The organism is Providencia sp. PROV156 (assembly GCF_028480905.1).
Classification (GTDB): domain Bacteria; phylum Pseudomonadota; class Gammaproteobacteria; order Enterobacterales; family Enterobacteriaceae; genus Providencia; species Providencia hangzhouensis.
The window spans coordinates 95,967-122,357 of record NZ_JAMPPE010000012.1 but is presented as its reverse complement, the minus strand read 5'-3'; the positions used below and the strand labels follow the sequence as shown (position 1 = coordinate 122,357).

At 39.3% G+C, this 26,391-nt stretch carries 23 protein-coding genes and 1 tRNA gene; 13 read left to right on the top strand and 11 right to left on the bottom strand.

Annotation, left to right across the window (positions count from 1 at the left end; all coding sequences use genetic code 11):
• Positions 1–10: 10 nt before the first annotated feature.
• Positions 11–310 (top strand): DUF333 domain-containing protein, encoded by a 300-nt coding sequence (locus tag PSF31_RS10835; RefSeq protein ID WP_164560997.1) that lies wholly within the window; start codon positions 11–13, stop codon positions 308–310.
• Positions 311–591: 281 nt separating this feature from the next.
• Positions 592–2,874, top strand: a complete 2,283-nt coding sequence (locus tag PSF31_RS10830) for an FdhF/YdeP family oxidoreductase (protein WP_096863796.1) — start codon at positions 592–594, stop codon at positions 2,872–2,874.
• 58 nt (positions 2,875–2,932) lie between these two features.
• On the opposite strand, the gene dsbB is transcribed toward PSF31_RS10830, so the two are convergent.
• Together dsbB and nhaB are read right to left on the bottom strand one after the other, a co-directional pair.
• Positions 2,933–3,448, bottom strand: a complete 516-nt coding sequence (gene dsbB, locus PSF31_RS10825) for a disulfide bond formation protein DsbB (protein ID WP_004254030.1) — start codon at positions 3,446–3,448, stop codon at positions 2,933–2,935.
• Between the two features lie 151 nt (positions 3,449–3,599).
• Positions 3,600–5,150 (bottom strand): sodium/proton antiporter NhaB, encoded by a 1,551-nt coding sequence (gene nhaB / locus PSF31_RS10820; protein WP_004254031.1) that lies wholly within the window; start codon positions 5,148–5,150, stop codon positions 3,600–3,602.
• Positions 5,151–5,371: 221 nt separating this feature from the next.
• Between nhaB and fadR the strand changes: the two genes are divergently transcribed.
• The 4 genes from fadR (at position 5,372) to PSF31_RS10800 (ending at position 9,880) form a co-directional block, all read left to right on the top strand.
• Entirely contained in the window at positions 5,372–6,088 is a 717-nt protein-coding gene (gene fadR / locus PSF31_RS10815) for a fatty acid metabolism transcriptional regulator FadR (protein WP_094960513.1), read from the top strand.
• Positions 6,089–6,551: 463 nt separating this feature from the next.
• A complete protein-coding gene (locus tag PSF31_RS10810; RefSeq protein ID WP_096863795.1) occupies positions 6,552–7,853 on the top strand; it encodes a D-amino acid dehydrogenase in 1,302 nt (433 codons plus the stop codon).
• Positions 7,854–7,914: 61 nt separating this feature from the next.
• Positions 7,915–8,994, top strand: coding sequence for an alanine racemase (gene alr, locus PSF31_RS10805; RefSeq protein WP_096863794.1), 1,080 nt, complete (start codon positions 7,915–7,917; stop codon positions 8,992–8,994).
• Between the two features lie 133 nt (positions 8,995–9,127).
• The gene (locus PSF31_RS10800) at positions 9,128–9,880 is read left to right on the top strand and encodes a MipA/OmpV family protein (protein WP_004254041.1); all 753 of its coding nucleotides are present in this window, start codon (positions 9,128–9,130) and stop codon (positions 9,878–9,880) included.
• A gap of 112 nt (positions 9,881–9,992) precedes the next feature.
• Here the strand turns inward: PSF31_RS10800 and PSF31_RS10795 are convergent, their stop codons facing one another.
• Both PSF31_RS10795 and gapA read right to left on the bottom strand, forming a co-directional pair.
• Positions 9,993–10,874, bottom strand: coding sequence for a D-hexose-6-phosphate mutarotase (locus PSF31_RS10795; RefSeq protein ID WP_004254046.1), 882 nt, complete (start codon positions 10,872–10,874; stop codon positions 9,993–9,995).
• A gap of 230 nt (positions 10,875–11,104) precedes the next feature.
• Positions 11,105–12,100, bottom strand: coding sequence for a glyceraldehyde-3-phosphate dehydrogenase (gene gapA, locus PSF31_RS10790; RefSeq protein WP_004254049.1), 996 nt, complete (start codon positions 12,098–12,100; stop codon positions 11,105–11,107).
• A gap of 355 nt (positions 12,101–12,455) precedes the next feature.
• Between gapA and msrB the strand changes: the two genes are divergently transcribed.
• Positions 12,456–12,869, top strand: a complete 414-nt coding sequence (gene msrB / locus PSF31_RS10785) for a peptide-methionine (R)-S-oxide reductase MsrB (protein ID WP_004254053.1) — start codon at positions 12,456–12,458, stop codon at positions 12,867–12,869.
• Between the two features lie 114 nt (positions 12,870–12,983).
• Entirely contained in the window at positions 12,984–13,289 is a 306-nt protein-coding gene (locus tag PSF31_RS10780; RefSeq protein ID WP_004254056.1) for a YeaC family protein, read from the top strand.
• 127 nt (positions 13,290–13,416) lie between these two features.
• Here the strand turns inward: PSF31_RS10780 and pncA are convergent, their stop codons facing one another.
• The 3 genes from pncA to sppA form a co-directional block, all read right to left on the bottom strand.
• Positions 13,417–14,043 carry a bifunctional nicotinamidase/pyrazinamidase gene (pncA, locus tag PSF31_RS10775; protein ID WP_004254059.1) on the bottom strand — a complete coding sequence of 209 codons (627 nt, stop codon included), beginning with the start codon at positions 14,041–14,043 and terminating at the stop codon, positions 13,417–13,419.
• A 22-nt stretch (positions 14,044–14,065) separates the two neighbouring features.
• Entirely contained in the window at positions 14,066–15,085 is a 1,020-nt protein-coding gene (ansA, locus tag PSF31_RS10770) for an asparaginase (protein WP_004254063.1), read from the bottom strand.
• Between the two features lie 167 nt (positions 15,086–15,252).
• On the bottom strand, positions 15,253–17,109 hold the full coding sequence (gene sppA / locus PSF31_RS10765) for a signal peptide peptidase SppA (RefSeq protein ID WP_004254068.1): 1,857 nt from the start codon (positions 17,107–17,109) through the stop codon (positions 15,253–15,255).
• A 471-nt stretch (positions 17,110–17,580) separates the two neighbouring features.
• Here sppA and PSF31_RS10760 point away from each other — a divergent pair, with 471 nt between their 5' ends.
• The 3 genes from PSF31_RS10760 to PSF31_RS10750 are packed head-to-tail and all read left to right on the top strand — an operon-like array spanning position 17,581 to position 21,116.
• Positions 17,581–18,132: an NAD(P)H nitroreductase gene (locus PSF31_RS10760; RefSeq protein ID WP_004254072.1), complete on the top strand. Its 552-nt coding sequence runs from the start codon at positions 17,581–17,583 to the stop codon at positions 18,130–18,132.
• Positions 18,133–18,143: 11 nt separating this feature from the next.
• On the top strand, positions 18,144–19,187 hold the full coding sequence (selD, locus tag PSF31_RS10755; protein WP_004254077.1) for a selenide, water dikinase SelD: 1,044 nt from the start codon (positions 18,144–18,146) through the stop codon (positions 19,185–19,187).
• Between the two features lie 3 nt (positions 19,188–19,190).
• Positions 19,191–21,116, top strand: coding sequence for a DNA topoisomerase III (locus tag PSF31_RS10750; RefSeq protein WP_004254081.1), 1,926 nt, complete (start codon positions 19,191–19,193; stop codon positions 21,114–21,116).
• Positions 21,117–21,181: 65 nt separating this feature from the next.
• Here PSF31_RS10750 and xthA read toward each other — a convergent pair whose 3' ends face one another.
• Positions 21,182–21,994 (bottom strand): exodeoxyribonuclease III, encoded by an 813-nt coding sequence (gene xthA, locus PSF31_RS10745; protein ID WP_096863793.1) that lies wholly within the window; start codon positions 21,992–21,994, stop codon positions 21,182–21,184.
• Between the two features lie 565 nt (positions 21,995–22,559).
• On the opposite strand from xthA, the gene PSF31_RS10740 reads away from it, so the two are divergent.
• The gene (locus PSF31_RS10740; protein ID WP_094960519.1) at positions 22,560–23,435 is read left to right on the top strand and encodes a LysR family transcriptional regulator; all 876 of its coding nucleotides are present in this window, start codon (positions 22,560–22,562) and stop codon (positions 23,433–23,435) included.
• A gap of 1 nt (position 23,436) precedes the next feature.
• Here the strand turns inward: PSF31_RS10740 and PSF31_RS10735 are convergent.
• The 3 genes from PSF31_RS10735 to PSF31_RS10725 form a co-directional block, all read right to left on the bottom strand.
• Positions 23,437–23,521, bottom strand: a tRNA-Tyr gene (locus PSF31_RS10735).
• A gap of 162 nt (positions 23,522–23,683) precedes the next feature.
• Positions 23,684–24,532 carry a formyltetrahydrofolate deformylase gene (gene purU / locus PSF31_RS10730; RefSeq protein ID WP_004254090.1) on the bottom strand — a complete coding sequence of 283 codons (849 nt, stop codon included), beginning with the start codon at positions 24,530–24,532 and terminating at the stop codon, positions 23,684–23,686.
• A gap of 95 nt (positions 24,533–24,627) precedes the next feature.
• The gene (locus PSF31_RS10725) at positions 24,628–25,107 is read right to left on the bottom strand and encodes a YchJ family protein (protein ID WP_004254092.1); all 480 of its coding nucleotides are present in this window, start codon (positions 25,105–25,107) and stop codon (positions 24,628–24,630) included.
• Between the two features lie 125 nt (positions 25,108–25,232).
• Here PSF31_RS10725 and rssB point away from each other — a divergent pair, with 125 nt between their 5' ends.
• The gene (gene rssB, locus PSF31_RS10720; RefSeq protein WP_004254095.1) at positions 25,233–26,243 is read left to right on the top strand and encodes a two-component system response regulator RssB; all 1,011 of its coding nucleotides are present in this window, start codon (positions 25,233–25,235) and stop codon (positions 26,241–26,243) included.
• Positions 26,244–26,391: the final 148 nt, after the last annotated feature.

Here is a 26,391-nt window from a genome sequence, read left to right as displayed (position 1 = left end):
GAAGCAGGGAATGAGGTATAGGGTTAATCATTTTTTTCAGCCAATAATAGCAATGTCACTTATTGGCGTTATATCTGTCATGTTATCTGCGTGTGGTAGTTCAAATGTGGATAAATCGGTGGAACATTCTGCGAGTCAGTATGCTCAACAAGTGGTCAATTTAGGCCCCGGTGCACAAGAAGCTTGTATGTCAGCGGGTGGGTTGCCCGCACTTACATTAGAATTAAATGGGTCACAAACTGCAGTATGCCAATTTGCGAATGGTAAACGTTGTGCTGTTGACATTATACAATCTGGCTCTTGTATATAACTCTTCTTTTTATGAAGTTAATTAATTTTCTTTTAATGGAAAGTTAATTAACTTCATGCATTTATTATAACTGAATGTTAAATTAATATTCATCATTTCTTTTTTTAATTATATTCTAATTACTCATTTATAAATCATCTAATTATGAACATCTATTTAAGTGTTTATTTTAATTATTGATATTTAACGGCGAAGTTACTAATATTAAATAATAAAGAAAAATTTAAATAATTATAAAAGCATATATAAAGATATTTCCATTTATTAAAGAGTAATGCCTAATGAAAAAGAAAATTGAAGAGTATGATGGCCCCGCTGCGGGTTGGGGGGCTGTAAAAGCAGTTGCAGAAGCTTTACGCGGCCAAATGAAAGTAGGGCACGATATCATTGCAATGTTTGAAATGAATAAGGTGGATGGCTTTGATTGCCCTGGCTGTGCGTGGCCTGACCCTGTACATACAGCATCATTTGATATTTGTGAAAATGGTGCAAAAGCAATTGCTTGGGAAGCAACATCTAAAAAAACAACCCCAGAATTTTTTTCTAAATATACTGTAACAGAATTACTCGAATGGGATGACTTTCATTTAGAAGATGAAGGGCGTTTAACTCACCCCATGAAATATAATTCACAAACAGACAAATATGAACCTATCGAATGGGAAGAGGCCTTTCAGCAAATAGGTACGCGTTTACAAAGTTATTCAGACCCAAATACCGTTGAATTTTATACCTCCGGTCGGACTTCAAATGAAGCCGCATTCTTATATCAATTACTGGCTCGTGAATATGGAACAAATAATTTTCCAGATTGTTCAAATATGTGCCATGAGCCAACGAGTGTTGGTCTTGCTAACTCTATTGGTGTCGGTAAGGCGACGGTATTATTAGACGATTTTGATAAAGCGGATTTAGTTATTTGTATAGGTCATAACCCGGGGACTAACCACCCGAGGATGTTGAGCTCATTGCGTGAAGTTTCTAAACGCGGCGCAAAGATCATTGCAATAAACCCTTTAAGAGAGCGTGGTCTTGAGCGTTTTACCTATCCACAAGACGTGTTAGAAATGCTAACGCTAGAATCTACACCTTTAGCGGGGCACTATTATAAAGTTCGTGTTGGTGGAGACACTGCGTTACTTAAAGGGGTTATGAAGTTATTGATTGAAAAGCACCAAGCCGCAGCAGATGAAGGAAAAGAGCCTATTCTCGATACTGAATTCATATCAACTCATACACAGGGTTATGAAGCTTTAAAAAATGACTTACTGACAACAAGTTGGAAGGATATTTTAAGGGTTTCTGGCTTGCCACGCGAGTCTATCGAAGAGATTGCAGACCTTTATATTGAAGCAAAAAGCACCATTATTTGTTATGGCATGGGGATCACTCAGCACGAACATGGTACGCAGAATGTTCAGCAATTAGTCAATTTTCTGCTACTTAAGGGTAATATTGGTCGGGAAGGTGCGGGTATCTGCCCATTGCGTGGCCACTCGAATGTGCAAGGTGATAGAACCGTTGGTATTACAGAAAAACCGTCAAAAAGTTTTTTAGACAAAATTGAACAGCGATTTGGTTTTAAACCACCAAGCGAATTCGGTCATGCTGCGGTCGCGAGCATGCAAGCCATTTCTGAAGGAAAAGCGAATGCTTTAATTTGCATGGGAGGAAATTTAGCGGTTGCAATGCCTGATAAAGACGCTTGTTTTGCTGGTATGAAAAAGCTTGATTTAGCGGTTCATACTGCAACTAAACTAAATCGCTCCCATTTATTAACAGCTAAGCAAACATTCTTATTACCCGTATTGGGTCGTAGTGAAATAGACAGACAAAGCAGTGGTGTGCAATGTGTTACTGTAGAAGACTCAATGTCGATGGTTCACGCATCAAAAGGTTTACTTAAACCATGTAGCCCTTACCTTAAATCTGAGTGTGCGATAATCGCAGGAATAGCTAAAGCGGCAATACCTCAGAGTAAAGTCGAATGGGATGATTTTATCGGTAACTATGACTTGATCCGTGACGCAATGGAGGCGGTATTACCTGGCTTTGATGATTACAATGCACGTATTAAAATACCGGGAGGATTTCACCTGACAAACGCTGCTTCTGAGCGTCGTTGGTTAACTCAATCAGGTAAAGCTAATTTTGTACCGACAGAAGGCGTTATTGAAGACCCGAATTCAGCAGTAAACAGTGAATTGATTTTGGCAACATTACGCAGCCATGACCAGTATAATACTACAATTTATGGGCTAAATGACCGATACCGTGGTGTGTTTGGGCAACGAGATGTTGTTTTCATCAGTGGTGCAGAAGCCCAAAAACAGAAGTTACAGGCGGGAGATAAAGTGAATCTCATCGCATTAGACCGTGAACAAAAACCGACAAAACGCCGTTTAGATAACCTCACTGTGGTGATCTATGATATGGCAGACCGAAGTGTTGCCACTTATTTCCCTGAAGCCAATAATTTAATTTCATTAGATAATTTCGACCCGCAATGTGGTATTCCTGCGTATAAAAATATCCCTGTGAAATTAGAGAGAGTCATTCAATAGATAGATGTTATTGTTTAGGAACCCCAAATGTTGAATTTAACATTTGGGGTTTTAAAGATTATTTTTTGGCTGGGAAGAATTGGCTGATGATAACAATGATTGCAACTAAGAGATAAGCCGCGAAGATACCAATTAACCATTGTGGCATATCAAGCCCTAAGAATGCCCATTGCCTAACGGCACAGTCACCTGTTGCTTCAAACACTGCAGGGACCCACTCTTGTAATGGTAACCAATCAGGGAAATTAACGAAAAAATCGCAAGAAGCAAATGGAGAAGGATAAAGTTGTAGCATGGTATGTTCCCATGCAAGGTCTAAGCCACGCCAAGCAGAGTAAACCCAAATAAGAATTGCTACCCAGCGTATTACCATATTCCGTGGTGCTATTGCCCCAATTAAGCCAGCAACCATAATGCCAAGTAATGCAACACGTTCATAGACACACATAACACAGGGTTGTAGCTTCATCACATGTTGAAAATATAAGGCCGCACACTCGAGCATAAAGGCAATAAAGGCCATGAGTAGCCAGGCGCCTCTCCCTTGCGAGCAGTAGTTAAAAAATCTGAACATACTTAGTATCCTAATTGAGTAATGCGCACATTTTGCCTCTATCAGCTCGATAAAAAAAGCAATTAAAGTGAAATAATGCAATTTCAGATAAGGCTTTACCTAACATTACAATTAGCCATATTGGTATATGGCTAATTGTTTTAAAGTATAGTTACTGGGCGAATGTAATCAAACCGATACTTTCCATCCAATGAGTGATTGGTACTAGCCAGAGCTCTACCCCTAATAACCCGACAATAGTCATTACGATGGTATATGGAAGAGCCATCCAAACCATACGACCGTAGGATAAACGGATTAGTGGAGATAACGCTGAGGTTAATAAGAATAAGAAAGCAGCTTGCCCATTAGGTGTTGCAACAGAAGGCAGGTTAGTACCTGTATTAATTGCTACGGCTAAGAATTGGTATTGTTCCATTGATACCAAACCTTCATTCGCTGCTTTTAAGGCTTCAGTAATGTAAACAGTCCCTACGAATACGTTATCTGATACGGCAGAGAGTAGGCCATTAAATAGATAGAATAATGATAATTGTGACGACTCAGAGGATTGCAGCACAAACTGAATAAATGGGGTGAATAGTTGTTGGTCAATGATTACGGCTACAATACTAAAGAAGACAGTTAATAATGCGGTAAAGGGTAACGCTTCCTCGAAGGCTTTCCCCAACGCATGTTCTTCTGTGATACCACAAAATGCGGTCGTTAGCACGATAACAGAAAGACCAATAAGGCCAACTTCCGCTAAATGGAAAGCAAGAGCAACGATTAACCACACGCCAATTAAGCCCTGAACGACTAACTGTGCAAGATCTCTTTTGGTACGTTTAGCCGTCAGTTTTTTATCGTGCTCAGTCAAAATTTGACGTACAGAGTCAGGAAGCTCAGCACCGTAACCAAATAGCTTGAACTTTTCAACAACAAAACAGACAACCAAGCCACAAATAAAAACAGGTATGGTCACAGGAGCCATACGAATATAAAAAGTAATGAAGTCCCAATTAACATGCTTTGCAATGATAAGGTTTTGTGGTTCACCAACCATGGTCATGACACCACCAAGCGCGGTACCAATACCGGCATGCATCATTAAGCTACGTAAAAATGCCCTAAATTGCTCAAGGGTTTGCTTTTGTTCCGCACTATTAATGAAACCATCATTTTGTAGGTCAGTGTTGCTGGGCTGGTTAGAGGCATATTGGTGATAGATAGAATAAAAGCCAATTGAGACGCTAATGACGACGGCAATAACGGTTAATGCGTCTAAAAATGCGGATAAAAATGCACTTGCCATACAAAAAGCAAGGGAAAGAATGCGTTTAGACCGCACGTTTATCAACAGTTTGGTGAAAACAAATAACAGTAATTGCTTCATGAAGTAGATACCAGCTACCATAAAAATCAGTAACAGGATAACTTCAAGGTTATTGCTAATTTCATGTGAAATTTGGGCAGGGGTGGTCATACCAATAATAACGGCTTCTATGGCTAAAAGACCACCTGGCTGCAATGGGTAACATTTAAGAGCCATTGCTAATGTGAATATGAATTCAACAACTAATAGCCAGCCTGCGACGAAGGGGCTGATGAAGTAAAAGATAATAGGGTTAATTATTAAAAATACAATAATTGCTAATTTGTACCAATCAGGCGAATTTCCCAGGAAATTTTTCAAAAAAGCAGTTTTTAAACTAAAATCCATTATGATTCGTTATCCTCTTTTATGCGGATGTCGTGTATTGTGCTATACATACTACTCTTATCTTTTGCGGATTTTAAGCTTATTTGCTAATTGAGAGCTTATGAATTATATGGAAATTCTATGATTTGCCTCACTCTTTATTTTTAGTCTAACTATATCAGACGATGACAATCTGGTATGATTTGCCCAATATCCGTCTAAATGTTTGGAATAATAAAAATATGGTTATTAAAGCTCAAAGTCCGGCTGGTTTCGCGGAAGAGTATATTATTGAGAGCATATGGAACAACCGCTTTCCACCAGGTTCAATTTTACCCGCAGAGCGTGAGCTTTCGGAATTAATTGGTGTGACACGAACAACCTTACGTGAAGTGTTACAGCGCTTGGCTCGGGACGGTTGGCTAACCATTCAGCATGGTAAACCAACTAAAGTGAATAACTATTGGGAAACGTCTGGTCTAAATATTTTGGAGACATTGGCTAGGCTAGATCACGATAGGGTGCCCCAGCTAATCGATAATTTATTGGCAGTACGTACCAATATCGCTGCTATTTTTATCCGTACAGCCTTTCGAAATAACCCCGAGAAATCAATAGAAGTATTAGCTGAGCGGGAAAAAGTTGAAGATAATTCAGATGCATTTAGTGATTTGGATTATAACATTTTCCGTGGTCTTGCATTTGCATCCGGTAACCCGATCTATGGCTTGATTATTAACGGCTTAAAAGGGCTTTATACCCGTGTTGGTCGCTATTATTTTTCGAACCCAGAAGCTAGGCGTTTAGCGTTAAATTTCTATCAACAATTAAGCCATCTTTGTCGTGAACAAGCCTATGACCGTATTATGGATTGTGTGCGTAATTATGGAAAAGAAAGTGGAATAATTTGGCATAGTATGCAAAGCAATATGCCTTCAGATTTAGCTCAAAGTCGCTAATTAATTAGCGGTGATACACTTAAGGCCAGCATGTTGCATTGAATCTGCATGCTGGTTTTTTTTATCGTTAATGATTGACAGTTTTTAGTCACATAGCCACCGAATACGAAAATGAAGCGGAAAAACCAATTTTTATTGGTTTTTTGAAATTTAATACTGACAAAACCCCTCGAATTGGTTTAATAAAATAAACATATTTTATTGGGCGCATCACTTGAATCGATAGAAAACTCTGAATTAACAAAATAGATAAATTGCCATTATTTTATCCAATTGAATTATAAGAATTTAAATTTATGCTTAAATTTTAGTCTGGTATTTAATATCGACATGTAAAACAAATGTGATGAAATTTAAATTTTTTAACTTTATTGTTAAAAGTGTTAATCCACCACATTGGCAAATAATTTCTAGAATATTATCCTAAAATAAATGATGCATATTTTTATTTTGCGGGGAAGCTATGAAAATTCTAGTGTTAGGTGCGGGAGTGATCGGTGTAACAACAGCATGGTATTTAGCACAAGAAGGGCACGAAGTGCTGGTGGTGGATAGACAACATGATGTAGCAGAGGAAACAAGCGCAGCAAATGCAGGGCAAGTATCCCCTGGCTATGCAACCCCATGGGGGGCTCCTGGTATCCCCCTTAAAGCCGTGAAATGGATGTTTGAAAAACATGCGCCCTTGGCAATACGTCCAGATGGTACGTTATTTCAACTGCGTTGGATGTGGCAGATGCTAAAAAACTGCGATATCCAACATTATGCGATGAATAAAAGCCGTATGGTGCGCATTGCAGAATACAGCCGTGATTGTATTCGCCAATTAAGAGTGGATACAGGCATTGAATATGAAGCTCGCCAAGGTGGCACCTTACAGCTTTTTCGTACGGCAGAGCAGTTTGATAATGCAGCGAATGATATTGCGGTCTTACAGCAAGAAGGTGTTCCATACGAATTATTGACGTCTAATGAATTAGTTAAAGCGGAACCTGCGTTAGAGTTTGTCAAGCACAAGCTTACAGGGGGGTTGCGATTACCCAATGATGAAACAGGGGATTGCCAGCAGTTCACCAAAAAACTGGCTAAAATGGCGGAAAATGCGGGAGTCCAATTCAAATTTGGTAGCCTGATTGAACAGATTTTAACCGAAGGTAACAAAGTTAGCGGCGTTAAAATTGATGGTGAAATTTTGCAAGCGGACCGATATGTAGTAGCGATGGGCTCTTATTCCACCTCAATGCTACAACGTCTGGTTCAAATTCCGGTTTACCCACTCAAAGGCTATTCATTGACGATGCCAATTATTGATGAACAGCGTGCCCCAATGTCTACTATCTTGGATGAAACATACAAAATTGCAGTAACGCGGTTTGACAAGCGTATTCGTGTCGGTGGAATGGCTGAAGTCGTTGGGTTTAATTTGAATATCCTGAAAAAACGCTGCGAAACATTAAAAATGGTGGTACAAGATTTATATCAAGGCGGTGGTGATATTGCACAAGCGCAATTTTGGACGGGGCTGCGCCCAATGACACCGGATGGTACCCCAATAGTTGGGCCGACTGCATACAGTAATTTATATTTAAATACAGGGCATGGGACGCTGGGCTGGACAATGGCTTGTGGTGCAGGAAAACTGCTAGCAGATTTAATTTCAGGGAACACACCAGAGATAGCGTCTGATGATTTATCGGTATTTAGGTACCTTGATGGCTTTAATACCAAACTGGTTACTCATGGTGATTTAACTCCAGCACGTTAAGCGTTTGATGTTTTGGCATCATTGTAATTTTAGAATTAATTAAATGTACTAAGGAATTAAAATGCCGCGCCCTATAAGTGCTGTTATTCATCTACAAAATTTACAACATAATTTGGCTATTGTACGGCAACATGTTGGAAAATCGAAAATTTGGTCAGTCATGAAAGCAGACGGTTATGGTCACGGTATCAAGCAGATTTGGCCGGCATTAAAAGAAACGGATGGTTTTGGGGTATTGGATTTTGATGAAGCCATTTTATTGCGAAAAGAAGGGTGGAAAGGGCCAATTCTGTTGTTAGAAGGTTTCTTCCAGCCACAAGACTTACAATTGATTGACCAGTATAATTTAACAACCAGCGTTCATAGTGAGTGGCAATTGTTTGCTATTGAAAATGCACAATTATCATCACCTATTTCAGTCTATATAAAACTAAATAGCGGCATGAATCGATTAGGTTTTTCACCGAGCGAATACGAAAGTGTGGTACAACGGTTATCTAAAATGCTGAATGTACGCAGTTTAACGTTAATGAGTCACTTTGCTAATTCAGATACCAAAACGGGCGTTACTGAACCTTTTCAACAAATCCAGCAATTTGAACACTTATCTTTAGAAACCTGCATCGCAAATTCAGGGGCAACACTGTGGCATAAACACACACAATATGATTGGATTCGTACAGGTATTTTGCTGTATGGCGCTTCTCCAAGTGGAAAGTCTACTGATATATCTGGTTTGGGCTTGAAGGCGGCGATGACCTTACAGTCAGAAGTGATCGCTATCCATGAAATTCCAGCAGGTCAATCAATTGGTTATGGTAGCCGGTTTACATCGACTAAACCTATGCGTATTGCGACAGTAGCGTGTGGTTATGCAGATGGCTACCCTAGACATGCTGCCAATGGAACGCCTGTATGGTGCAAAGGAAAGCGTTGTGCGCTACTGGGGGCTGTTTCAATGGATATGCTGACAATTGATATCAGTGACTGTGGCGATGTTAAGCTTGGTGAGCGAGTGGAGTTATGGGGGCAAAACTTACCGGTTGATGAGGTTGCACAAGCTGCGGGGACAATTGGTTATGAGCTACTTTGTGCGCTAGCAAAAAGAGTTCCTGTTTCTTATGAAAATAAAGTAGAATAAATATTAATCAGTCACGCTAAAAACAGTTAAAATTTAGCTTTAAATGTGATTTCGATTAAGCATATTGGGATTATAGCTATATTGTTATAACATATAGCTGTGATCTATTTCTCATTATTTTTAGGTTGAATATATGTCAAAAGCAATTAAATTAACGACACTTGCGGTGGCGTTGAGTGTGTTATCTGGGGCCGCCTTTGCAGGAACTTGGTCAGTTGGTGGTTCAGTATTAGCACAGTCAACACCTTATAAAGGAATTAAGAGCCGTGATTATGTCACGCCAGTGCCTATAGTTAATTATGATAGTGAGAATTTCTATTTTCATACATTAGCAGCTGGTTATTATCTATGGAATGATACACAAGACCAGTTATCATTGGATGCTTATTATTACCCACAATTTTTTAAACCTAAAGACAATGATGATAAAGCAATGCGTGAATTAGACCGTCGCCGTGATACGGTGATGACTGGTCTGACTTATCGTCATAAAGCTGATTGGGGTACACTAAGAACGAATATTTCTGGTGATATCTTAGGTATCAGTAATGGTATTCGTGGTGAGTTTGCCTACCTGTATGGTTTTGAAGGTGATAAATGGTCAATCACTCCAGGCCTTGGTATTAAATGGGATAGTAAGAACCAAAACCGTTATGAATATGGCGTGTCTTCAAAAGAATCACGTAATAGCGGTTTAAAACGTTATAACCCAGGTTCAAGTTGGACACCATACATTGAAGTGACAGGAAATTACCGCTTTGATGAAAATTGGACTGTATTCGCAATGGGCCGTGTTGACCGTCTACCAAGTGAAGTGAAAGATAGCCCAATGGTAAATAAAGATGTTTCCGCCATTATGTGGACAGGTGTCACTTACACATTCTAAGTTTGTGATAGAAAATTAAATTAATTAGCCCCTGATATTCTTACAATTATCAGGGGCTAATTTTATCTATCTAGTTATCTATCTAGAAAATTTATATTCTTAGAATGGATAATTAATCTTGCGGCTTATTATCGCGACTGACCATCACTAAAGAAAGACGAGCAGGGTGTTGTGCTTCACTTTTCATCGGGACGTTGATCCTTGCCGTTTCTACACAAACCATTTGTTTGTACCCATTATTTGGCATGTCATCCATGCTACATGATAATTCTGCCCAAGGGTTCCAACAGACAACATCACTATTATGGTAATGGTGAATTTCTATTGTACGTGCCCAGCCATCATCACGTAATAAGCTGTATTCTTCCGGCTCTGAATAAATACGATCGGTGTGCTTATTAAATTTGAGTGGCTCATTCACATAAGCTTCTTTATCTGCGACTTTATCGAAGTAGTGGCCGCCTAACCCGTAGACGGTGGCTTTTTGGATATCACTGATATTGAAATAACTATGCAATGCGGCAGTCGTTTCGAAATCTCCATAACTTTCTAATTCAAGTTCACATGTTTCCCCAAGTTTCATACGTAAGATCAGGGTGAACTCATGGGGCCATAATTTACGGGTATAGTCGGTATCCGTTAACGTGAAGGTTAAAATAACACCATCTTCATGTTCATTATGTGCGGTGAATTGCCAAGGTAAAATTCGTGCAAAACCATGACTAGGACTGGCAACAGGACCGAACCAAGGCCAACAAATAGGAATACCACCGCGAATAGCAACGCCTTCTTTAAAGGCACTTTCTGAACTTAGCCATAAGCAAGGTTTTTGCCCCGCGGGTTGCCAATCAATAAGTTGAGCGCCTTGTAAACTGACAGCACCACGTACTTTGGGATGTGAAATAACAATAAGTGGGAGCTCATCGAGTTGGCGTTGAGTAATGTAAGCAGAGACTTGTTTAATGACTGGTAGTGCAAAAAGTTTGTCGTGCATGGTATTAGGCCTGTGTTCATTCACTTAAATTATTTAGAAGTTCCTGTGTGGCATACTTAAAGCCGCAGTGAATCGTATTCGTTCTAAAATAAGTCATGTTTATAGCGTATCCAATAGAAGATCAACCATAAGCGATATTGTAGAAAATATGAAGTGTTAATTTGTTATTGGATACGATACAAAAGAGCCGCCAAATTGGCGGCTCAGTTAGACAGATTACATTACAGCTCTTATTTAGAGATGTGAGCGATCAGGTCTAAAACTTTGTTAGAGTAACCCGTTTCGTTGTCATACCAAGAAACTAATTTAACAAAGTTGTCGTTCAGTGCGATACCTGCTTTAGCATCAAATACTGAAGTCAGTTTTTCACCGTTGAAGTCAGTTGATACAACGTCATCTTCAGTGTAACCCAGAACGCCTTTCAGTTCGCCTGCAGCTGCTTCTTTGATAGCATCACAGATTTGAGCATAAGTTGCTGGTTTTTCTAAACGAACAGTTAAATCAACAACTGATACGTTAGGAGTAGGTACACGGAAAGACATACCAGTCAGTTTACCGTTCAGCTCAGGGATAACTTTACCTACGGCTTTAGCAGCACCGGTTGATGAAGGGATGATGTTTTGAGCAGCACCACGACCACCACGCCAGTCTTTGTGTGAAGGACCATCAACAGTTTTTTGTGTTGCAGTTGTTGCGTGAACTGTTGTCATCAGACCTTCAACGATACCGAACTTGTCATTGATAACTTTAGCCAGTGGAGCTAAGCAGTTAGTTGTACAAGATGCGTTAGAAACGATTTCTTGACCTGCGTAAGCTTTGTGGTTAACGCCCATAACGAACATAGGAGTATCATCTTTAGAAGGGCCAGTCAGAACAACTTTCTTAGCGCCAGCTTGGATGTGTTTACGTGCAGTTTCATCAGTTAAGAAGATACCTGTTGCTTCAGCAACGACGTCAACACCGACTTCGTTCCATTTCAGGTTTGCAGGATCTTTTTCTGCTGTTACACGGATTTTTTTGCCGTTTACAACTAGGTGACCATCTTTAACTTCAACAGTACCGTTGAAACGACCATGAGTTGAGTCGTATTTCAGCATGTATGCCATGTATTCTGCATCGAGCAGGTCGTTGATAGCAACGATTTCGATGTCAGAACGCTCTTGTGCAGCACGGAAAACGATACGGCCAATACGACCAAAACCATTAATACCTACTTTGATAGTCATAGTATTTCCACCAGCTATTTATTCGTGAATTAAGTTGTAGTTAAAGTTACCAAAACCTTGCCAGCCGTCAAGCGGAATCGTGTCAATTATTGAAAAAAATCAATTCTGATACCACCAATTGCTTATTTGTCAGCCACTTCAGCGGCAAATACAGCCGCACGTATTATCGGGATTGTACGGCATAATGAAACCATCTATCAGTGATATATGTGATACGGTTCACAAATCAAAACGGAAAGTAAGATGCTTCTTAGTTTAGAATAGTTTTACAGAAAATGTTGTTAATTTTTTGTTGATTGAAATTGATGTATGATAACCATCAACCACTTTAGTTATTTAAATATTTAGGTATGACATGTCAAGCAAAGATAAACAACCTATTGATATTTCAGAATTAAATGAGATGCAGCGTTACGTTACACAGCAAGCAGGTACCGAGCCGCCATTTAGTGGCCAATTATTGCATAACCGTAAAGAAGGTGTGTACGAGTGCTTATGCTGTGGTTCACCTTTATTTATGTCTGAGACCAAATTTGATGCAGGTTGTGGATGGCCAAGTTTTTACCAACCCGTCAATGAAGAGGCAATCAAATACATTGAGGATTTCTCTCATGGGATGCACCGCATTGAAGTTCGCTGTCAACACTGTAATGCGCATTTAGGGCATGTGTTTCCAGATGGTCCTCAGCCTACTGGTCAGCGTTACTGCATTAATTCAGCATCATTAAGCTTTATTGATGACGATAGCGGAGAAAAGACGCGTGGATAAATAGCTGAAGCGTGCTGAAGCCATTTTTTTAGAATGACAAAAACGATTCAGCTATTGGCTGAAATCAAGAATAATAAAATAATGAGTGAATTATGTATTTGAAGGAGCTTTACCGTGAGCGTTGAAGTCAGTCCTGAGCAACTTGAACAATTATTAGCAGTGATGACCCCTGAAATTTATGAACGCCTTGTGACCGCTGTTGAACTCGGTAAATGGCCAGATGGTGTGATGTTAACGCCAGAACAAAAAGAACATAGCTTACAAATGGTATTATTGTGGCAGTCACGGCATAACCATGACCCTGAGCATATGACGGTAGGGACTAATGGTGAAATTACGATGAAGAGCAAGCAAGAGCTAAAAACGTTGTTTCAAGGTGAGATGTTAGCAACATTAAAACCGCAAAATAATGATGAATAACGGTTGCTCTAGAGAATAGCTTGTTGATTCAATATGATGCTGCATAGTGACAGTGTCACTAAAACAAGTTTTCTCAATTACTAGATTTTCAATTATTACATGAGAAAACTTGTCCATAAAACATGTCCTAATGCAGGTCGGTTAATGTAATTAACCTCGCACCTTGATTTTGCATTTCGACTAAAGCTTCTTGGCTGTCATTGGCCCCGAGATTGACGCCTCTACACCCATCGACTAAAACATCTACGGTATAACCTAATTTTAACGCATCTAACACAGTAAATTTGACACAGTAATCCGTCGCAATTCCCATAATAATTAAATGCGAAATATGGTGTTCTTGTAGCCACGTATGTAGGCGCGTTTGGCTAATTTTATCATTATCAAAAAAGGCACTATAGCTATCAACCTGGGGGTTTTCCCCTTTGGTAAAAATTGCACTAATAAGCGATTGATTTAAATTTTTGTGTAATTCAGCGCCATGTTCACCTTGTACGCAATGAATAGGCCACCAAACTTGTGTAATACCATTTAGCTCACCGACTTCGCCAATTTGAGTATTTGAATTGGCCGCGAAACTAAGGTGTGTCGCAGGGTGCCAATCTTGGCTTGCAATGATGTCTATTTGTTTTTGTTGGCAAATATCCATCGCTTTATTAGCAACATCAATAACATGTTCGCTTTCATTTACTGCTAATGTGCCACCCGTGCAGAAATCGTTTTGTAAATCGACTAACAGTAATGCTGCTTTCATTATGTCCTCAGTATGTTATCTGTTATTCATCAGCATAGCTCAACTCGCCGCGTAAATTATTCTGCATTAACTCACGGATTAAAGCAGGGGTATAATTTTGACTCAGTAAGTAGTGCAATTTACTTAAGGCGGCTTCAAAAGTCATGTCATATCCACTTATCACACCCGCTTCTGCAAGTGCGTGTCCTGTGGCGTAGCCTTCCATATTAACACGGCCAGAAATACATTGTGTCAGGTTCACCACAATAATCCCTCGGTTCGTTGCTTCACGGAGTATGCGCAGTAATTCAGGCTGCTGAGGGGCATTACCGACACCGTAAGAGCGCAATATCAGCGCTTTAACGGGTTGTTGGAGAATGTTGCGTACAATTTCAATTGATAGCCCTGGATAAAGGGTCACAACGCCGATAGGTTGAGGTGTAATTCGGTGACTTTTAAATTCGCCTATACCAATAGGTGCAGGGCACGTATTAAATGAGCGAATATGAATGCCAGCTTCCATTAATGGCGAACAGTTAGGTGAACTGAAAGCATCAAAGCCATCTGCATGGGCCTTAACAGTGCGGTTACCGCGATATAATTTATTATTGAAAAATAATCCCACTTCATTAATGGGGTAGTTTGCTGCTAAATATAATGCATTTAGTAGATTAGTTTGCCCATCAGAACGTAATGCTTCTAACGGGATTTGTGACCCTGTCACTATTACGGGTTTTTTCAAGTTTTCAAACATGAAAGATAACGCTGAGGCAGTGAAAGCCATCGTGTCAGTGCCATGTAATATGACAAACCCATCATAAAGTGGATAGTTCTCACGTATATCATCAGCGATAAGTTGCCAGTCTTCAGGGGTGATATCAGATGAATCAATTAAAGGCTGATGTTCACGGATCGTAAACTCAGGCATTTCAGGGCGGTGAAACTCGGGCATCTGAGCTAACTGAGCTTGCAAATGACCGGAAACAGGAATATATCCCTGTGGTGAATGGCGCATGCCAATTGTTCCACCAGTGTAAACAACATAAATTGATTTCTTCTGCATCTTATTACCTAATTTATCCAACTTATCGAAGGAGAGTGATTATCAGGATTTTGACGTATTTGTTAGCGTATTACTATCGTTAACTTGCGAATAGTTAGATTGATATGAGGTTATTGATGGGTTTGTGAGAGAAATCCCCTTCATTGAATCTGAAGGGGATTTAGCGATTAGTTAATTTCCGCGCAATTTAAACAAAAAGCATAGCGGTTTTGTGGGTCATTCATTTTTAAGAAAAATTGCGCTTGTTGGCGGATATCCGTCGCGACTGCTGGTGGTAAAAATACGTGTAGCACATCCGGCATGGCGGCTTGAACGTTTGTCGTTAATTCAAGTAACAATTGATCCATAAAGGTCAACTCAGGCTTCATCCAATCTAACTTTACGTCAGTGAGCTTAGCGAGCTCAGCAGCTTTATCTACGGCATTATCAAAATCACCTAGTTGGTCTACAAGACCATTTTTAAGCGCGTCTTGCCCAATCCATACACGGCCTTGAGCGATTTGGTCTATCTCTGCTGGTGTTTTATGGCGAGATTTAGCCACTAAGCCAATAAATGTCTCATAGCCATTCTCAATGGTAATTTGCATCATGTCAGCAAATTGTGGGCTGATCCCTTTAGTCAAAGAAATATCGGCTAATGGCGACGTTGATACGCCATCAGTATATACCCCTATAGAATCTAAAGATTTTTCAAAGGTATTAATTACGCCAAATATACCAATCGAACCAGTCAGCGTGTTTGGACTGGCAATGATATAGTCCGCTGGAGTTGAGACCCAATACCCCCCAGATGCAGCCATTCCCCCCATAGATACAACAACAGGTTTACCTGCAGCATGAGCAGAAGCCAGTTCACTGCGGATCAAATCAGAAGCGCTTACGCTACCACCTGGGCTGTTAACGCGCAAAACTATCGCTTTAATATTATCATCAAGGCGAGCGTCACGAATTTGTGCTGCGATGGTATCGCCTCCTGCAATCCCAGCCGTTTGTGGGCCATCCATGATAGCACCTTGAACGACAATCACGGCGATATTGCCACTTTGATTAGCATTGGTATCTGCTATTTTAGTGGAATAATCATAGATACTAATATTATTGAATTGTTTATCTTCTTTATTCCAGCCAAAGTGTTTACTGAGTAAATCTTCAACTTGTTCGTTAGTATAAAGTTTATCAACCAATTTTTGTTTTAACGCGTATTGTGCGCTATCGCCTTTGACTGAGCGTAATTTCTCTAAAATAGCATCAGCCCCAGGAAAAATTTGTGTGCTGGTCGTATTACGGTTTTTGGCGATTTCTGTGAGGTAATTGTTCCAAAGGGCATCCAGCCACTGTTTATTGGCTAAACGTGCTTCAGGGGACATCTCATCACGCATTAATGGCTCAACCGCTGATTTATAGGTACCAACACGGAAAATATGGCTACTAACTTTAAGTTTTTCTAACAGTGACTTGTAGTAGAGTCCATTCGTTGCAAAACCATATACCCCAACCGCACCTTGCGGTGTGAGGTAAATTTCATCAGCGTAACTGGCGAGGTAGTATTGCGACTGATTATAACTGTTACCAATGGCGTAAACCTGTTTCCCTGAACTTTTAAATTCATTGATTGCTTTACCGATATAAGCTAGAGAGGGCTGATCGGCTCCAGCTAAATCATCTAGGCGTAATACCATCCCTGTAATGCGATCATCATTTGCAGCGGTACGGATGGTATCAACGATGTCGAATAGTGAATTTTCTTGCATTCGGCTGTTTGAGGTACCAAGTAATTCACGGCTCATACGACCAAATGGGTCTGGAGTAGAGACTTGGTCTACGATAACCCCCTGTAAATCCACATACAAAGCACCAAAATAATTTTTTTCGGGTTGAGTCTCTGTCTGATAAAGAGCAATCGACCCAATAACAACAAAAAATAATACTAAGAAAATGGCGTTGAAAACGAATTCCCTAATAAAGTTCAGTGCTCGCCAGCTAATTCTAAAAATGGTAGCGATGATGTCCCATAGTTGACGCATGTTTTCTCCTATCCTGCATATTCTGCACCACAAGGGTGTTGGCTTCATTTGTTTGCCGTTGACTTATGGCACAAACTATTTTTGGATATTACATAAATAGTTCTTTCTACAGTTGGGTTACTTCAGCCTGTAGCACGAATTAACAACAATATACTCAAAAGCAAATCTGTTACCCGATCACCACATCGAACACTTGATATCTTAGTTGTATCAATACAATTAGTTGCAATAGCGGGCTATTTTTATGCATAACAAAATTATGATACGCAAGGTACAATGCTTCAATGATATTTTTCACATGTGACAAATGATACAATTCAATGAATTTATAACGTAATTTTACCTAACGAATAACTGTTATTGTTGTATTAGTGTAAGCGATTTTCCTTTAAGCTTAAACAATAGATAGCGTGGGTATAATTATCTAATTGAATGATTATCATATCAGTTTACTCTTAAACGGAGACAAATATGGATGCTTTGACCCTTTTGTTGAACCGCCGTTCAGCTTCAAGACTTACAACACCAGCACCGCAAGGCGAAGAACTCGACAATATACTTGCTGCGGGGATGAGAGCACCTGATCACGGTGCTTTGAAGCCGTGGCATTTTGTTGTTATGCAAAATGAGGGGATTAAACGCTTCAGTGAGCTATTGGAAAAAGCAGCAATTGAAGGGCAATTAGGCGCAGAGGTACAAGAAAAAGCTCGTAATGCCCCTTTTCGTGCCCCATTAATTATTACTGTGATCGCTAAATTAAAAGATCATCCGAAAATACCACAATGGGAACAATTAGTTGCTGCGAGCTGTACGGTTCAAGCAATGCAGATGGCAGCAGTAGCTCAAGGTTTTGGCGGTATATGGCGCTCAGGTTCATGGACAGAAGATGCTGTGGTTCGTGCCGGATTAGGTTGTGGAGATAACGACCGCATTGTTGGGTTCCTTTATTTAGGAACTCCAGAGCTTAAAGCGCCAGTAAAAGTACAAGCTCCTGATATGACAGGCTATGTATCTCACTTCTAAAGAGAATAATAATGACTGAAAAAATTAGATTAACTCAATATAGTCATGGTGCTGGTTGCGGTTGTAAAATTGCACCGAAAGTATTAGAGCAAATTCTGCACACAGAGCAAGCAAAATTTCATGATCCACATTTGTTAGTTGGTAATGAAACTAAAGATGATGCGGCCGTTTATGATTTAGGTAATGGAATAGGCATCATCAGCACAACAGACTTTTTCATGCCGATCGTTGACTCCCCATTTGAATTTGGTCGGATTGCAGCAACCAACGCGATTAGCGATATTTTTGCAATGGGTGGTAAGCCAATTATGGCCATTGCTATTTTAGGCTGGCCAATTGCGAAGTTACCACCGGAAGTGGCTCGTGAGGTGATTGAAGGTGGACGAGCAGCTTGTGCTGATGCGGGTATCTCGTTAGCTGGTGGCCATTCTATTGATGCACCTGAGCCTATTTTTGGTTTGGCGGTTACGGGTGTTGTGAATACGGAGTATGTGAAGAAAAATAGTGCCGCAACAGCGGGGTGCGAATTGTTTTTGACAAAACCGCTTGGAATTGGTGTTTTGACAACAGCAGAGAAAAAAGGGGTACTTGCGCCGGAACATCAACACTTAGCGGCAGAAACCATGTGTCAAATGAATAAGCTAGGTGCGGTGGTTGCGCCTTTAGATGGTGTGACGGCAATGACTGACGTGACTGGTTTCGGTTTATTAGGTCATTTAAGTGAGATTTGCGAAGGGTCTAAAGTTCGTGCTGAAATCTCCTTTAGTAAAGTTCCTAAATTAGCCAATGTCGAAAAATATATTGAAGCAGGTTGTGTTCCTGGGGGAACCACTCGTAACTTTGACAGTTATGGGCACCTTATTGGCCCTATGAGTGATATGCAGCGTCAACTACTGTGTGATCCTCAAACTTCTGGCGGCTTACTTATTGCAGTAAAACCTTCCGAAGTCTCTAAAATTAAAGAGATTGCACAGCAGCAAGGTGTTTTGTTACAGTCTATCGGTAAATTATTACCCCATCAGGATAATGTTCCTTTAGTTGAAGTGATAGATTAATTTATGCGTTTGTTTATTGCGGAAAAACCGAGCCTTGCAAGGGCCATTGCAGATGTATTACCAAAGCCCCATAAACGAGGTGATGGTTTTATTCAATGTGGTGATGGCCAAACTGTAACATGGTGTATTGGCCATCTTTTAGAGCAGGCGGAACCCGATGCTTATGAACCTCGGTATGCACGATGGAATCTTCAGGATTTGCCAATTATCCCTGATAAGTGGCAATTGAAGCCCCGTCCCGCAGTAACTAAACAATTAAAAACTATTGAAACATTACTGAAGCAAGCCTCAATAGTTGTCCATGCAGGAGACCCCGATAGAGAAGGTCAATTGCTGGTGGACGAAGTGCTTGACTTTTTAAAGCTCGACCCTGAAAAACGTAGAGAAGTAAAACGTTGTTTAATCAATGACCTTAACCCACAAGCCGTTGAGCGGGCAATTGAGCGTTTGAGAGAAAATCGTGAGTTTATTCCTCTTTGTGTCTCTGCCTTAGCAAGAGCACGGGCAGATTGGTTGTATGGCATCAATATGACCCGTGCTTATACGTTATTAGGGCAACGAGGAGGCTATCAAGGCGTTCTTTCTGTAGGGCGGGTACAAACTCCGGTATTGGGGTTAGTTGTTAGGCGCGACGAAGAAATAGAAAACTTTGTACCTAAAGACTATTTTGAGGTTAAAGCTCATATTGTTACGCCAAAGGATGAGCGCTTTGTAGCGATATGGCAGCCAAGCGACTCCTGTATTGACTATCAGGATGAAGAAGGGCGTTTATTCCATCGACCGCTTGCAGAGCATGTGGTATCGCGTATTGAGGGCAAACCTGCCATAGTGACGCAATATCAGGACAAGCGCGAATCAGAAATTGCACCGTTGCCTTTCTCTTTATCTTCTTTGCAGATTGAAGCTGCCAAAAAATATGCGTTGAGCGCTCAAGAAGTATTGGACATTTGCCAACGTTTATATGAAACACATAAGTTGATTACTTATCCACGTTCAGATAGCCGTTATTTACCGGATGAACATTTTGCAGGGAGACACAGTGTCTTGAATGCAATTGCGGTGCATCAACCAGACCTCACTGAATTTGAATTGCCTGAGCTGGATAAAAAGAACCGGTGCTGGGATGATAAAAAAGTCGATGCTCACCATGCCATTATCCCAACAGCAAAAACGGCAGCAGTAAAGTTAACTGAAAATGAAAGTAAAATTTACCAATTGATTGCGCGTCAATATATTATTCAGTTTATGCCCGATGCGGTTTACCGTAAGTGTACAATTGATCTAGAAATTGAAAAGGGTAAATTTATCGCAAAAGCTCGATTTCTTGCTGAAGCAGGTTGGCGAGTCGTATTGGGTAATAAAGAGCGCGATGCTGAAAACGATGGTATGCCACTGCCAGTTGTGAGTAAGAATGATGAGTTGTTATGTGAAAAAGGGGAAGTGGTTGAACGGCAAACGCAGCCTCCACGTCCTTTTACGGATGCAACGTTATTATCAGCAATGACTGGGATCGCTCGTTTTGTGCAAGATAAAGCATTAAAAAAAGTATTGCGAGAAACGGATGGGCTTGGTACAGAAGCGACTAGAGCCGGTATTATTGACTTACTATTCAAACGCCAATTTCTCTACAAAAAAGGGCGTTATATTCATTCCTCGCCTGCGGGAAGAGCTCTAATTCATGTTTTACCCGATATGGCAACATTACCAGATATGACAGCCCATTGGGAGTCAGTATTAACCCAAATTAGTGAAAAACAATCACGTTATGATGATTTTATGCATCCACTAAGCCAAACGCTAATGCAATTAATTCACCATGCACGTCAGTTTACAAATTTGAGGGCATTTCGAGAACTACCCGCTCCATCAGTAAAAACGGGGAAAAAACCAGTAAAAGCGGGTAAGAAAACAAAAAAGAAACAGGATTAGTTGAGTCTGGTAAACCAATAAAAGGCGCTTAAGGCGCCTTTTTGCATTATGACAAGTAAGAAAGTTTACTTTGAGAGGTCAAATTCAGACCATACAGGTGCATGGTCTGATGGCTTTTCCATCCCGCGGATTTCGTAATCAATACCCGTTGCAGTACAACGCTCAGCGAGTTTATTGGAGGCCAGTAATAAATCGATACGTAGGCCACGGTTATCATCGAAGCCTTTCGAACGGTAGTCAAACCATGAGTAGCAATCAGAAATATCAGGGTTTTTTGCACGATATGTATCGACTAAACCCCAGCCTAATAATTTAGCTAACCACTCACGCTCTTCGGGTAAAAAAGAGCATTTTCCGGTTTTTAACCAACGTTTACGGTTTGCATCACCGATACCAATATCAAGATCGGTTGGGCTGATATTCATGTCACCCATAATGAGCAACTGTGACTCGGCCGTTTGTGTTGATGTGATGTAATTTTGTAAATCTTGATAAAATTTTTCTTTTGCCGGAAATTTTGTTGGGTGGTCACGGCTTTCTCCTTGAGGAAAATAACCATTTACAACCGTCAATGGGCCACGCTCTGTTTGGATATCAGCCATGATAATGCGACGCTGTGCATCGTCATCATCAGTTGGAAAACCTTTACGGACAGCAAGAGGCTCATTTTTAGTTAATAGAGCCACGCCATAATGCGCTTTTTGACCGTGATAAAAAACATGATAGCCGAGCTGACTAACTTCTTCATAAGGAAACATATCATCATGGACTTTGGTTTCTTGTAAGCCAATAACCTCAGGTTGATGTTTTTCGATGATTGCAGCGAGTTGGTGAGGGCGAGCTCGAAGGCCATTAATATTGAACGATATGAATTTCATGGTTTTTTATCACCTAGTTTTTTGATTATTATGCTTATTCTACCAGATGGTAGCAATACTGTAACCCCGCGTAGCATGTTTCAACGGTTAGATTGTTTTAAAGACGATAATGGCTATGATAAAAATGCTCATGGCTTAACTTATTCTTGGTATAGTATCAAAATTCAGTGGTTAATATAAAAATAATAATAAATTTAATTAATCAAAAAATATTATGGCCAATTAAATTTATTATGGGTGCTAGAGTTTAGTTTTCTATTAAAGCTAAATTAATAATATCATTATTAACTAGTTTTAATTTCATTTAAAGTCAATTGGTTATTTATATTTTAATGTGATTTAATAGTGGGGGAATAAAAAATAATCAATCGAAACAATATAATATATTGCTTTGTAATGATGGAAATTATAAAAATACTTTTATGAAATATTGTTAATCATTCAATAAAAAATCAAGTTTGATTTTTTATTCTGTGAATTAATTTCTGGGTTAATCAATATAATTATTAATGAGAAAGTTAAGTATGTTGATTAATATTTTAATAAACTGAATGGGGTCATAGATATGTTCTTTTCAAGAAAATTAGAGGCGTTTATGGCGGTTGTTGAGAATGGCTCGTTAAGCAAGGCTGCAAGAGTGATGAACCGTACGACACCTCCCATCGCGAAGTCAATCAAAGACTTTGAGACAAGCCTAGGAAAACGGCTTTTTAAACGAGAAAAATTTGGAATGACATTAACTAAGGATGGCCAAGAACTTTATAACGATCTAAGAGATCTTTATTTACAGGAGAAAGAAATAACAAAAAAACATTTTTCTGGTTATATAATAAATGAGGCTAATATTTATTATGATTGGGGTAAGGAAAGCCATTTAATTAATTTATATCAATCAGCACATCAAAATAATGTGCAAGTAAATATATTAAGGTTTAATTATGATGAAGTAGATGAAATTGTCGATTATGATGGTAATACACTTATTCTTAGCTCTGAACAAGTTGTCAGTGAGCGATTTTCATTACAAAAAATAATAGAAAACTCACCATTAGGTATCTATTGTAGGAAAGAACTTTATGAAAAATTCCATTATGATCTTGTTACACTATTACAAAAAAGTACATGGCTATGTGATCCCGCATTTTATAAAAGTTCATTAATGAGCGATTTATTAGCAAAAATTGAAACGGTTGATAATAAAACGAGTGTGAGACAAATGGATAATATTGGTTGTTGCCAAAGTTTCATTCAAGATGGTGATTTTATAGGCATAATAGACCATTATCCAGAAGAGGAATTGATTGATAAATCATTGATCTATATACCATTAAATAAAATTTTAGGGAAAAGTGTGTGTTATATCTATAAATCAAAGTCACACTCAAGTGTGTTAAATCGTTTTATGGGAGTTGTAGATAAACTAGGAGGTGAAATCAATTAAATGGTGGTGGGAGAAGGATTCGAACCTTCGAAGTCTGTGACGGCAGATTTACAGTCTGCTCCCTTTGGCCGCTTGGGTATCCCACCAGATTTTGAGTTGCTGTAATCATTGACAGCGGGCGGCATCATATCAAATGACGCGCCGCTGTAAAGCATTAATTTTCAATAAAATGGTTGTTTGCTGTTTTTTTATTCTTAATGCGTGTTAAATCAACAAAGTGTTGTTAAATAAGCCGCTATATTATTGGCTTATAAAATAATGGTGCGATTACCATATACAAATACACGTTGAGCTAAGACCCAATAGAGAGCATGGCTTAGTACATTTTTTTCAACATCACGCCCTGCACGCATCATATCATCGGCTGTGAATGTATGGTCTACATTAATCACATTCTGTGTAATGATTGGTCCTTCATCAAGGTTATCATTAACAAAGTGCGCAGTAGCCCCAATAATTTTTACGCCACGCTCATAAGCTTGGTGATAAGGGCGGGCACCAATAAATGCAGGTAAAAACGAGTGGTGAATATTGATAATTTGGTTTGGATAATGCTGCACAAATGCAGGCGTTAATACACGCATATATTTAGCTAAGACAACATAATCAGGCTGATATTGGTCAATCTGCGCTGTCATTTTTTCGTCATGTTGTTCGCGTGTTAGGCCTTCATGGCTAATATGGTGGAATGGAATACCAAATTGTTCGACTAAGTTTTTTAGCGTGTCGTGGTTTCCAATAACCGCTGCAATTTCAACATCTAAGCCATCATAAGCACTCTTCATGAGCAGGTCGCCCAAACAATGTGCTTCTTTTGTAACCATAACGACAATACGACGACGACCCGCTGTGTTTAATTCACGTTGAGACCCAACTGGTAATGCATCATCGAGGTCAGCTAATAATGTTTCATCGTTGAAAATTCCCTCTAACTCAGTTCTCATAAAGAAACGGCCAGTGTGATGATCAACAAACTCATTATTTTGTACAATGTTGAGTTGGTGCTTATAGCAAATATTGGTGATTTTCGCGATTAATCCTTTCGCGTCAGGGCAAATTGTCCTGAGAATTTTTTTCTGTACAATTTTGTGTTGCATGAAACAGCCTAATCCTTAACTAACAAAGCGATATGAAAAAATGACGGATTGAGTATCAAATGTGTCTCATTAGACAGGCATTAAATAAAGGGTAATTAGTCTGGATGACCACACTTTTTATATTTTTGACCAGAGCCACAGGGGCATAAATCATTACGACCGACTTTGGGGGTAATGCCGTCTATATAATACCAACACGAATCCATCTTAATAAAACGCGAACGTTCATGAATAAGCTGCTTATGATCAGCTTTTTCATCAATAAAGCAAGCCGAAAATTCGACATAAGCTTCATTGGGATTTTTAGCATAAGAAGAACTAATAACACGAAGACCAAACCAGTGTGTTTTCGGAAAACTATTGACTATTTCTTGATGCCATTCTTGAGCATGGCAATCTGGGTGCCATGTTTTAATAAGATAATCGACGTCTTGGTGTACATAAGCACTATACCTTGAACGCATAAGTTGCTCTGGTGTCTGTGGAATAGCTTTCCCTTGTAAAAAAGGAGCGCAGCATTGCTCAAATTGTGCTTCGTTGCCACAGTAACACCTATCTTCTACTTGTGATTTCATAACACTCTCTATAAAAATAAGTATAAGATTGAAAAGTCACTATACTTAAATGATGGCGAATAAATGATTTTATCGTATGAATAATTGTATTGTTAATTAAACCAGGCTTTTGCAGTAGGTATCTTATGAAAAATAGAAAAATACTCATAATAGAAGACGAAATCACCTTCTGTACAATTTTAAAAAACTACCTAGAAACGCTGGGTATTGAGATCTATACCGCAGATAATGGTCAATTAGCAATAGAGATGTTAACAATAGACCGTATCAAACCTGATATCATTCTATGTGACTTAAATATGCCTGTCATGAATGGTGAAGCGTTTATGAAAGCGTTAGTTGCGCGTAATATTGATATTCCTGTCATTGTGATTACAGCAACAACAGATTTCACTCAGTTAGATAGAATGTTTCGCTTAGGTGCAAAGGATGCTTTGTTAAAGCCAATAAAAAATTTAGATGAAGTTAAAGTGACAATCCTTTCTGCGTTGTATCCTGAGCAAAATAGCCTAACAGAGCTGTTAGGAGAGGAAATCCCTCAGATTTCGACACTAATCCAAAACGATACTCAAGAACTGTTAGCGGTATTGAAACAGTTACAACCACCAGTACATCAAATTATAAATAATTACCGAATTAACTATCGCCAACTTAATGAGGCTAACCGTTTTGGATTATTATTAGACCTAGCGCCCATTTCAGACAGCCAAATAGGTTTTTACTGTATTGATACTGAGCGCTCTCCTCAAGAAGGCATTATGGCTGCTTTTTTGATTAGAGTCGTGTTCAATGATCTCTTGAAAAGTGCGGTAAGCCACCCAGAAAAAAAATTACCCAATATTGATAGAATTATTAACCAAATAAATTATTTACTGGAAGATTCGGGGTTTAGTGGCCAGTTTCCGCTATTATTGGGGTATTTTAATACACGGAATAAAGCGATTATTATGGCGAGTGCAGGTTTAGAAGCGGATATAACGACAGAAAATACGCATGTTAAGTTATCTAGAAGCCTTCCTTTAGGAGCGTTGAAATTTTACCAATCTAATCATTTAGAGGTAAAAGGAAATGCTTGGCAGTGTTTAATTCGCAATAATAGCCAGAAAATAAAACTAATGTTTAACCCCGAAACATAGTTATTACCTAAAATGTATACTCTTTTAATCTGAATAACTCTATTCGGACTCGTCGCTATTTATTCATGAACATTTCCTGATATACTTCTGCGCACTTAAAATGCCTCTTGTTACTTTAGTAAAATTCGAGAGGCTAAGATGATATCTG

What these genes read in the sequence shown, in the direction of transcription:
- PSF31_RS10795 (WP_004254046.1), bottom strand. Translation starts at nt 10,874, where the DNA reads ATGCACGACAAACTTTTTGCACTACCAGTCATTAAACAAGTCTCTGCT.
- PSF31_RS10810 (WP_096863795.1), top strand. Translation starts at nt 6,552, where the DNA reads ATGAAAATTCTAGTGTTAGGTGCGGGAGTGATCGGTGTAACAACAGCA.
- alr (WP_096863794.1), top strand. Translation starts at nt 7,915, where the DNA reads ATGCCGCGCCCTATAAGTGCTGTTATTCATCTACAAAATTTACAACAT.
- msrB (WP_004254053.1), top strand. Translation starts at nt 12,456, where the DNA reads ATGTCAAGCAAAGATAAACAACCTATTGATATTTCAGAATTAAATGAG.
- ansA (WP_004254063.1), bottom strand. Translation starts at nt 15,085, where the DNA reads ATGCAGAAGAAATCAATTTATGTTGTTTACACTGGTGGAACAATTGGC.
- PSF31_RS10835 (WP_164560997.1), top strand. Translation starts at nt 11, where the DNA reads ATGAGGTATAGGGTTAATCATTTTTTTCAGCCAATAATAGCAATGTCA.
- dsbB (WP_004254030.1), bottom strand. Translation starts at nt 3,448, where the DNA reads ATGTTCAGATTTTTTAACTACTGCTCGCAAGGGAGAGGCGCCTGGCTA.
- PSF31_RS10830 (WP_096863796.1), top strand. Translation starts at nt 592, where the DNA reads ATGAAAAAGAAAATTGAAGAGTATGATGGCCCCGCTGCGGGTTGGGGG.
- pncA (WP_004254059.1), bottom strand. Translation starts at nt 14,043, where the DNA reads ATGAAAGCAGCATTACTGTTAGTCGATTTACAAAACGATTTCTGCACG.
- gapA (WP_004254049.1), bottom strand. Translation starts at nt 12,100, where the DNA reads ATGACTATCAAAGTAGGTATTAATGGTTTTGGTCGTATTGGCCGTATC.
- PSF31_RS10800 (WP_004254041.1), top strand. Translation starts at nt 9,128, where the DNA reads ATGTCAAAAGCAATTAAATTAACGACACTTGCGGTGGCGTTGAGTGTG.
- rssB (WP_004254095.1), top strand. Translation starts at nt 25,233, where the DNA reads ATGAAAAATAGAAAAATACTCATAATAGAAGACGAAATCACCTTCTGT.
- PSF31_RS10725 (WP_004254092.1), bottom strand. Translation starts at nt 25,107, where the DNA reads ATGAAATCACAAGTAGAAGATAGGTGTTACTGTGGCAACGAAGCACAA.
- nhaB (WP_004254031.1), bottom strand. Translation starts at nt 5,150, where the DNA reads ATGGATTTTAGTTTAAAAACTGCTTTTTTGAAAAATTTCCTGGGAAAT.
- PSF31_RS10740 (WP_094960519.1), top strand. Translation starts at nt 22,560, where the DNA reads ATGTTCTTTTCAAGAAAATTAGAGGCGTTTATGGCGGTTGTTGAGAAT.
- xthA (WP_096863793.1), bottom strand. Translation starts at nt 21,994, where the DNA reads ATGAAATTCATATCGTTCAATATTAATGGCCTTCGAGCTCGCCCTCAC.
- PSF31_RS10760 (WP_004254072.1), top strand. Translation starts at nt 17,581, where the DNA reads ATGGATGCTTTGACCCTTTTGTTGAACCGCCGTTCAGCTTCAAGACTT.
- fadR (WP_094960513.1), top strand. Translation starts at nt 5,372, where the DNA reads ATGGTTATTAAAGCTCAAAGTCCGGCTGGTTTCGCGGAAGAGTATATT.
- sppA (WP_004254068.1), bottom strand. Translation starts at nt 17,109, where the DNA reads ATGCGTCAACTATGGGACATCATCGCTACCATTTTTAGAATTAGCTGG.
- PSF31_RS10750 (WP_004254081.1), top strand. Translation starts at nt 19,191, where the DNA reads ATGCGTTTGTTTATTGCGGAAAAACCGAGCCTTGCAAGGGCCATTGCA.
- selD (WP_004254077.1), top strand. Translation starts at nt 18,144, where the DNA reads ATGACTGAAAAAATTAGATTAACTCAATATAGTCATGGTGCTGGTTGC.
- purU (WP_004254090.1), bottom strand. Translation starts at nt 24,532, where the DNA reads ATGCAACACAAAATTGTACAGAAAAAAATTCTCAGGACAATTTGCCCT.